Origin of the sequence: Anaerosalibacter massiliensis (assembly GCF_024623155.1) — a bacterium.
In the GTDB taxonomy this organism is placed as follows: Bacteria; Bacillota; Clostridia; order Tissierellales; family Sporanaerobacteraceae; genus Anaerosalibacter; species Anaerosalibacter massiliensis.
On the sequence record NZ_JANJZL010000026.1, the window covers coordinates 1 to 8,934 of the forward strand.

Consider the following 8,934-nt stretch of genomic DNA (forward strand, 5'->3'; position numbering starts at 1 on the left):
CCAGCGTTCATCCTGAGCCAGGATCAAACTCTCATAATAAAAGTTTAATCTCAGAATTACTTACTTTCATATTTTCATATGAACTTAAGTTTTAATTAAAGTTATTAACTTAAGGACTTTTTACACTATTTAGTTTTTGTGCTGCTTAGTTGACTTGCTGTCAACTCTTAATACTATAGCAGCTTTTTATTATAATGTCAACAACTTTTTTGTTTTTATTTTATTTTTTTACATTTTTCGAAGTTCTTCTTTTTTTCATTCATATTTAGCCATCTTAATAGTTGATTTATAAATCTAACTATAATTAGTGAAAGAACATTATAATACATCTTTAATAGTAATATATCAATACATTTAAGACTTTCACATTTCATCAATCACTATAAATTAGTTTATTACTTTCTTAAGTTTCTTTAAATCTTCTATATACACTTTTTTTAATTCTCTTCTATATATAACTGCTGCTGGATGGTATAGAGGGAATACTTTGTAATCTTTGTCCCTGACCTTTACCATTTGAATCTCTCCATGAACTTGCCCTATTTTCATTTCATTTTCAAATACACCTTTAAGAGGTGTATTTCCAAGAGTTACTATAATTTTAGGGTTTATTATATTAATTTCATCTATTAGATACTTTTTAAAAGCCTCTATTTCTTTAACAGTAGGAGTCCTATTTATTAGTCCACCAGTTTTTGTACTTTTTTTCGTAGGTCTAAATTTAACCACATTTGTTATATATACATCCTCTCTTTTTATTTCTAAAATTTCTAAAAATTCTTCAAGATGTTTGCCTGCCTGGCCTACAAAAGGTATTTTAAATTGAACCTCCTTAGCCCCTGGTGCTTCTCCAATAAGCATTATCAGACTATTTATATTTCCATTTCCAAGTACTAGTTCTTTATCTTTATGTTCTTCAACAATTGCGTTGTTTAATTCCCTAAGTTTATTATCCTTCAAGTTTAATCATCCTTTCTTGATTCCCCTATTACTTCCATATACTTTTCTTTTATATTCTTAAAGTCTTCCCAAGCATCTTTCTTCTTATTTTCATCCCTAAGTAATGCTGCGGGATGATAGGTTGCTATCATATGAAATTTACCTTTTTCTATCCACTTTCCTCTATCCTTTGTAATCTTAAAACTAGGATCTATAATATTTTTTGAAGCTATTGCACCTAAACAAACTAAAATATCTGGATTTATTATCTTTACTTGCCATCTTAAATATTCTATACAAATTTTACTTTCTTTTTCAAGTGGGTTTCTATTCTTAGGTGGTCTGCATTTCACTATATTTCCAATATATATGTCTTCCCTTTTAAGCTCAATAGCTTTAAGCATTTTATCAAAAAGCTTACCTGCTTTTCCTACAAATGGTCTACCAGTTTGATCCTCATAATATCCAGGCCCTTCCCCTATAAACATTATTTTAGACTTTGGATTTCCCTCTCCAAAAACAGTATGAGTTCTTTCTTTATGTAAATCACATCTATTACATTTTGAAACAACACTTTGAAGTTCTTCTAGAGTATACATATAAATTCCTCCAATAAACTACTTTTAAATATTATAATTAAAATACTTATATATACATTTTATCACAATTAATTTTTTCTAGGCAGTTTTGAAATGATTTTACTCTTTACTTGGAGTTATTTTAAATACTACTTATTTAAATAAAATTTTCTATTTCGCTTATAAGTTATTGGATTATTCACTTTATGAAAAATAAAAATTAGAAAAAAATATTTTTAATTACTGTGTAAACTCAATAAATTAAAATAGCAAAATGATAATATCATTCTGCTATTTTAAAATCTATTTACTTTATTCTTCATTATTTTCATTGTCTTTATCTATTGGCTTCATTGTTGGAAATAATAGTACATCTCTAATACTTGGTTGGTTTGTTAGAATCATTATTAGCCTATCTACTCCTATTCCTAACCCTCCTGTTGGAGGAAGTCCTACTTCTAATGCATTGACAAAGTCCTCATCCATTACATGGGCTTCATCATCACCTAGTTCTCTTTGCTTTAATTGGTCTACAAATCTTTGTTTTTGATCTATTGGGTCATTTAGTTCGCTAAAAGCATTTGCTATTTCCCAACTATTTATAAAAGCTTCAAATCTATCTGTTTTTCTTGGATCTTCTAAATTCCTTTTAGCTAATGGAGAAACTTCTACAGGATGACCTGTTATAAAAGTAGGTTGTATTAAATGTTCTTCACAGAATTCTTCAAAGAATTCATTTATAACATGACCTCTTGTCATTCCCTCTCTAATTTCAATACCTTTTTCCTTAGCCAAATTTAACGCTTCTTCATCTGTATTGATAGTACTAAAGTCTACTCCAGTATATTCTTTTACAGCTTCAGCCATATCTAATCTTTTCCAAGGGGGAGTCAAATCTATTTCTTTTCCTTGGTAGTTTATTTTTGTAGTACCCAATGTTTTTTCAGCTACATAAGCCACTAAATTTTCTGTAAGTCTCATTATTTCTTCATAATTTACATAAGCTTGATAAAGTTCTATATTTGTAAACTCTGGATTGTGCTTATGACTCATACCTTCATTTCTAAACATTCTACCCATTTCATAAACTTTTTCAAATCCACCTACGATTAATCTCTTTAAGTACAACTCATTAGCAATTCTCAAATACATTTCTATATCTAATGTATTATGATGAGTAATAAAAGGCTTTGCATTTGCTCCTCCTGCAATTGTACTAAGTATAGGAGTATCTACTTCTATAAATCCTCTATCATCTAAATATTCCCTAATAGCTTTGATTATATTTGATCTAAGTATAAATGTTTCTTTTACTTCTGGGTTCATGATTAAATCTACATATCTTTGTCTATATCTTAAATCTGGATCTTTAAGTCCATGGAACTTTTCTGGTAAAATTTGCAATGATTTTGTTAGAAGAGTTACTTCATCAACTTTAATAGATACTTCCCCAGTTTTAGTTTTAAATACTTCTCCATGTACACCTATTATATCTCCAATATCATAAAGTTTAAATAATTCATATTCTTCATCGCCTAATGCATCTTTTTTAACAAATAATTGTATCTTTCCTTCACTATCTTGAATATCTGTAAAACTTACTTTTCCATGTCCTCTTTTAGACATGATCCTACCTGCTATCTTTACTTCTTTTCCTTCCATTTCCTCAAAATTTTCTTTTATCTGGCTACTGTAATGAGTGTAGTCAAAGCTTGTAATATGAAAGGGATTTCTATCCATTTCTATAAGTTTGTCTAATTTTTCCCTTTTCAACCTTAGCATTTCATTAATATTTTCTTCTGTTCCTGACATATAATTTCCTCCTATTCTATCTTGCTATTTCAAGAATCTCATACTTTATAATACCATCTGGTACCTTTACTTCGACAGTATCACCTAATTTTCCTCCTATTAAAGCTCTTCCTACTGGAGATTCATTTGAAATTTTTCCTTCATAGGGATCTGATTCTGCAGAACCTACTATAGTATACTCTATTTCTTCATCATATTCTAAATCTTTGACCTTAACTCTCGAACCTATACTTACATTGTCAGTAGATATATCTTCTTCATCAATTATTTTTGCATTTCTAAGTAATGCTTCTAATTTTGCAATCCTTTCCTCTAACTGAGCCTGTTCATTTTTAGCTTCATCATATTCAGCATTTTCACTTATATCTCCAAAGGCTAACGCCTCTTTTATTCTCTCTGCAATTTCTTTCCTTCTTACAGTCTTTAATTCATCTAATTCCTCTTCTGATTTTTTATACCCCTCTGCTGTTAGAAATACATCTTTTTTAGCCATCTGCCCTCTCTCCCTTTCTTTTTTTATAATTTAGGCATAACGAGCCTTTCTTTCAAAATAAATATTTAATATGTTCTGAAAAATCTTTTCACAATCTTTATATGGAGACTATTATAGTTTAGCAACTTTTTATTGTCAAGTACTTATACGACTTATATATTCGACCTTTTTTTTATTTTTTTATATGCTAAATCCCTTAATGTATATTCTTCAATATTAACTACAACTTTTCTGAAGTTTTCTATATTGTTATCTTGAAATACTTCATATTTATAAGAAGGGACTTCCTTTCCCAAATCAAAAATTTTTCTCTCTAAAAGTAATTCTTCGCAGCTAAATAGAAAATCTTCTATTACCAATATATTTTTATTGCTAGAATTTACCCTCCTAGCCAATAGCTTTTTGATACTTAAATCAAATACTATGGTAGTACTTTTTAATTTGTATATATCTATTAGTACATCTTCATTTAAATTTATTATTATAGAATAATTTTTCAGTATTCTATTTATATCTCTAGTATAAAATATAGATAAACCTGTAGTGTCATATATTTTTTTAGAAATATCTTCTATCCAATACCCATCATTCCCTACTATAGTCAAAAATTTAAATCTATTAGATAAATCTTTTATTAAATCATAAGTCAAAAAACTATTGTCACTTATTATAAGTATTTCTTCATCTATTAATTTCCTTTCCAAAAACGTTGAAAGCTCTTTTAACACCATAGGTAGAAATTCTACCATAGTCTGTTTTCCATTTAATATTCTTAAACCTGTTTTTTTCTCTATATATTGAAAATCTTTTAATTCTAAAATATCCAAATTATATAATACAATATTTCTACTTTTACTTGATTTAAATTTTTCTACTCCTTTTAAAATTCCCTCTATTAACTCTTCTTTTGATAATTTGTTAGAGTTAGGTGTGAAAATTCCAATACCCTTCCCGATTGTTTCTTTCTTGTTATTAGTAAAATCAGTTATCATCTTAGGTCTTATCTTTCTAATCCATTTCATAGGTATATATTTAAAAATGCCTTTTCTTATATGTTCCATATATATTTCCGGATCAACTATATATATATATTCGAAACATATTATTCCCCCTTATTTTAACATTTTGTATCCTATTATATGAGGACTATATTGGGGGTATTACTAAAAAACTTCTTATTTTTCTTCTAAATTAGCCAAATAATCTAGTAAAGCTTCTACCATCTCATTTTTTGTTTCAATCGTATTTATTTGATTCCTAATTTGAGAAGAGTTAGGCATCCCCTTAACATACCAATGTATATGTTTCCTCATTTCTTTAACTCCTATATATTCACCTTTTATATTACATAGGAGATTTAAATGTTCAATAGATTTTTTAGTCTTTTCTTCCACCGTTGGACATCTCATTTCTTTTCCTTCTATTATTTCTAATATATTCTTAAATATCCATGGATTTCCCCTAGCACCTCTTCCTATCATTATTCCATCGCAGTTTGTATATTCAAGCATTTTAATTCCATCTTCTGGTTTAAATATATCCCCATTTCCAATAACCGGAATAGATACGTTTTCTTTTACATTTTTTATTACATCCCAATCTGCCTTCCCAGAATAGAACATATCCCTAGTTCTACCATGTACTGTAATAGCTTCCGCTCCTTCTTTTTCTGCTATCTTTGCTATTTCAACTGCATTTGTATTTAAACTATCCCATCCTTTTCTTATTTTTACTGTTATAGGTTTTTTAGATACTTTTACAGTTTTTCTAATAATTTCTTCCACTTTTAAAGGAGATTTTAATAATGCACTTCCATCTCCATTTTTAACAATTTTAGGGGCAGGACAACCCATATTTATGTCAATAATATCTATATCTTCTCTTGTATTTATTTTTTCTTCGATAACATTTGCCATTATATCAGCATCAGAGCCAAATATTTGAATAGCCACTGGTCTTTCCTTGTTATCTATATCTGTAATACTTTTAGTTTTCATATCATTATAATATAATCCTTTAGCACTTACCATTTCTGTATATACTAAACCTGCCCCCATATCTTTACATATTAGTCTAAAAGGCAGATCTGTAATCCCAGCCATAGGTGCTAAAAATATATTGTTTTTTAATGGTATATTTCCTATTTTCACTAAATCACTCCTAGAATTTATCTGTTTATACTACAAAAAGGAAGTAGCCTTAAGGCTACTTTACTTGTTTCTTTCATAAATTATTCTTAAACCCTCTAAAGTCAATAATTTATCTATTCTATTTATTGACTTACTTTCACTAGCTATAAGGCTTGCAAAGCCACCAGTAGCTACTACTGTTTCTACATTACCATCATTTCTTAATTCTTCTTTCATCCTATTTATTATACCATCCACAAGACCTATATATCCATATATAAGACCTGCTTGAATGCTATTTTCTGTATTTTTACAAATTGATACTTCTGGCTTAACTAGTTCTACTTTTGGTAATTTTGCAGTTCTCATAAATAAAGCTTCACTAGATATTTTAATCCCTGGTGCAATAGCCCCTCCTAAGTATTCACCACCTTTTGATACAGCACAAAAAGTTATTGCCGTACCAAAATCTACAATTACTAAAGGTCCGCCATATTTTTCATAAGCAGACACAGCATTGACTATTCTATCTGCACCAACTTCTCTTGGATTGTCGTATTTAATATTCATCCCTGTTTTGATTCCTGGTCCTACTATTAAAGGTTCACATTGAAAATATTTTAAACTCATAGCTTCCATAGTATACATTAGTGTTGGCACTACAGATGAAATTATTACATCATTTACCATAGTAGGGCATAGACCATGATATTTAAATATTTGTTCAAACAAAAGACCATATTCATCAGATGTTTTATCTTTATCTGTAGCTATTCTCCAATCATATTCTAATTTTTTTCCTTCATATACTCCTAGTACTATATTAGTATTTCCTACATCTATTACTAATAACAAGCTTTTCACCCTTCCTCATATATTAAGCTCTCTTTTCAAGAGAAGCTACTACACTAGTTACAATAATTATAGCCACTATAATTTCAGGAATTCCATTAGTTATTCCTATGCCTAATATGAACTTGCCTACTTTATCTGGATCTAAACCTAATTTTAATGCATAATCTTGGCCATATAATAGATAAATAAATGAAAGCACTCCTAAAGTATTAGTCAATGTCCCTGCAGCAGCTGATGCCACTACTTCTATTGCATTATTTTGAAGTTTTTTGTTTGAGTAATAACCTACTAAAAAAGTTAGTACAATTAATATAAAACTAAATATGCTCTCCCATATCTTAGCTTCTCCCATTATACCTGTTGCAAAAGTAAATATTAGATAGCATAGTACAAATATCCAAATTAATAAAAGTATAGTTTTAGAAGCTTTTTTCTCCATTTTCTTAAATAGTTCATATACATAATAAGAAACTATACCTATTAAAACTCTAGGCAATATTGAAACTAATGGATTTAGGAAAACAAAAGAAACAGGTGTTGGACTCATTATGGCCTGAAAAATACTAGATAAACCAAAAATTAGTCCTACTAATGCCCCAACTACTGGTCCTTCCATTATTGCTCCAATAATAACAGGAATATGCATAATAGTTGCTCTAGTAGGACCTACAGGAATAAATCCAAGAGGAGTTAGTCCAAGAACAGCAGAGATTCCGCCAAGAATCCCTACAATAGCTATTTTTTTAATATTAAATCTTTCACTTCTTAACATAAATATCTACCTCCGTTCTAGTTCTTAAAATTTTTAGATACTAGACGTTGTTTTGATTAATTTTAAAATAAATTTTACAAAACAGTCCAGCTCCTTATATAAAGGATGCTAGCCTAGCATTCTTCCAACTACATTTTAGACTTTTTTTGATAAAATTTCAACAGTTATTATCATTTTTTATATCTTTATAAGATAAAATATCTTTATAAGAATTGGCATATAGTATTCCATTGGCTATAGCCCTTGATACCACTTCACTAGATAATGTACCTACAATATTTATATCAGCTTTAATTTTTCCTGTAGCCATTGCAAAAATAGTATCTCCATCATACATTGTGTGTATTGGATTTATAGAACGTGCTAATCCATTTTGAGCCATTTGAGCAAGTTTATTAGCCTCTGCTTTTGATAAAATAGCATTTGTAGCTACTACTCCTATTGTAGTGTTCTTCATAGAAAAACCTATAGTCTTTTTCTTATTTTTCATTATTTCATAGGAGTTTAATAATTTTCCTTTTTTATAATCATAAGTACCTGCTAAAATGCTATTTGTTTCATAATCATATACATCTCCAAAACTATTTACTGCTATTATAGCTCCAACCCAAAGTTCTCCAATATTCATACTAGCACTACCAATTCCTGATTTCATTGAATTTTCTGGACCTAAAATCTTTCCTACTGTAGCACCCATTCCACAACCTATATTACCTTGTCTATTTTCTTCTTTTATAGCATTTTCTGCTGCAAAATAACCCATATCAAAATTAGGTCGAATTTTATAATCTCCAATATTGAGATCAAATATAACAGCACTACTAACAATAGGAACTTTGGTAACTCCTACATCAAAACCTATATTCTGTTCTTCTAAATATTTCATAACTCCACTAGCTGCATCTAATCCAAAAGCACTTCCTCCCGAAAGAAGTATAGCATGGACTTTGTCTACTACTTTTTCTGGTTTTAAAAGATCTGTCTCCCTAGTACCTGGAGCTGAGCCTCTTACATCTACACCAGTAGTAGCTCCTTCCTCACAAATAACTGCTGTACAGCCTGTCATTCCCTTTTCTGATTGACTATGACCTACTTTTATTCCTTCTATATCTGTAATATATCCACTATACATATTAATTTTCCTTTCTATATAAAATTAGCGGAGTGTTATTCTACTTAAATCTGAATATCTTCTTTACAGATTATAAGAAGAATTACTCCGCTATATTTAACTAAAAAACATAAGTAATAATCCTGCAGCTACTGCTGAGCCTATTACTCCTGCAACATTTGGCCCCATTGCATGCATAAGTAAAAAGTTTCCTGGATTTTCTTCTTGCCCTACTTTCTGTACTA

10 protein-coding genes are annotated in these 8,934 nt (G+C 29.2%); all 10 read right to left on the reverse strand.

Going from position 1 to position 8,934, the window contains the following annotated elements:
* Window positions 1–387 precede the first annotated feature (387 nt).
* The gene (locus tag NSA23_RS16255) at window positions 388–960 is read right to left on the reverse strand and encodes a uracil-DNA glycosylase (RefSeq protein ID WP_257490784.1); all 573 of its coding nucleotides are present in this window, start codon (window positions 958–960) and stop codon (window positions 388–390) included.
* Between the two features lie 2 nt (window positions 961–962).
* Window positions 963–1,538: a uracil-DNA glycosylase gene (locus tag NSA23_RS16260; protein ID WP_097668029.1), complete on the reverse strand. Its 576-nt coding sequence runs from the start codon at window positions 1,536–1,538 to the stop codon at window positions 963–965.
* A 291-nt stretch (window positions 1,539–1,829) separates the two neighbouring features.
* Entirely contained in the window at window positions 1,830–3,329 is a 1,500-nt protein-coding gene (gene lysS / locus NSA23_RS16265; protein WP_257490785.1) for a lysine--tRNA ligase, read from the reverse strand.
* A gap of 16 nt (window positions 3,330–3,345) precedes the next feature.
* On the reverse strand, window positions 3,346–3,822 hold the full coding sequence (greA, locus tag NSA23_RS16270) for a transcription elongation factor GreA (RefSeq protein ID WP_042681034.1): 477 nt from the start codon (window positions 3,820–3,822) through the stop codon (window positions 3,346–3,348).
* A gap of 152 nt (window positions 3,823–3,974) precedes the next feature.
* Complete coding sequence (locus NSA23_RS16275) at window positions 3,975–4,844, reverse strand: hypothetical protein (RefSeq protein ID WP_257490786.1); 870 nt, start codon at window positions 4,842–4,844, stop codon at window positions 3,975–3,977.
* A gap of 153 nt (window positions 4,845–4,997) precedes the next feature.
* Complete coding sequence (dusB, locus tag NSA23_RS16280; RefSeq protein WP_257490787.1) at window positions 4,998–5,972, reverse strand: tRNA dihydrouridine synthase DusB; 975 nt, start codon at window positions 5,970–5,972, stop codon at window positions 4,998–5,000.
* A gap of 60 nt (window positions 5,973–6,032) precedes the next feature.
* Window positions 6,033–6,815, reverse strand: a complete 783-nt coding sequence (locus NSA23_RS16285; RefSeq protein WP_438357570.1) for a type III pantothenate kinase — start codon at window positions 6,813–6,815, stop codon at window positions 6,033–6,035.
* A 13-nt stretch (window positions 6,816–6,828) separates the two neighbouring features.
* Window positions 6,829–7,578, reverse strand: coding sequence for an ECF transporter S component (locus tag NSA23_RS16290; protein WP_042681042.1), 750 nt, complete (start codon window positions 7,576–7,578; stop codon window positions 6,829–6,831).
* Window positions 7,579–7,735: 157 nt separating this feature from the next.
* Entirely contained in the window at window positions 7,736–8,710 is a 975-nt protein-coding gene (locus tag NSA23_RS16295; protein ID WP_257490788.1) for a P1 family peptidase, read from the reverse strand.
* A gap of 96 nt (window positions 8,711–8,806) precedes the next feature.
* On the reverse strand, window positions 8,807–8,934 hold a 128-nt coding region (locus NSA23_RS16300; RefSeq protein WP_257490789.1), incomplete at its 5' end, for a sodium ion-translocating decarboxylase subunit beta.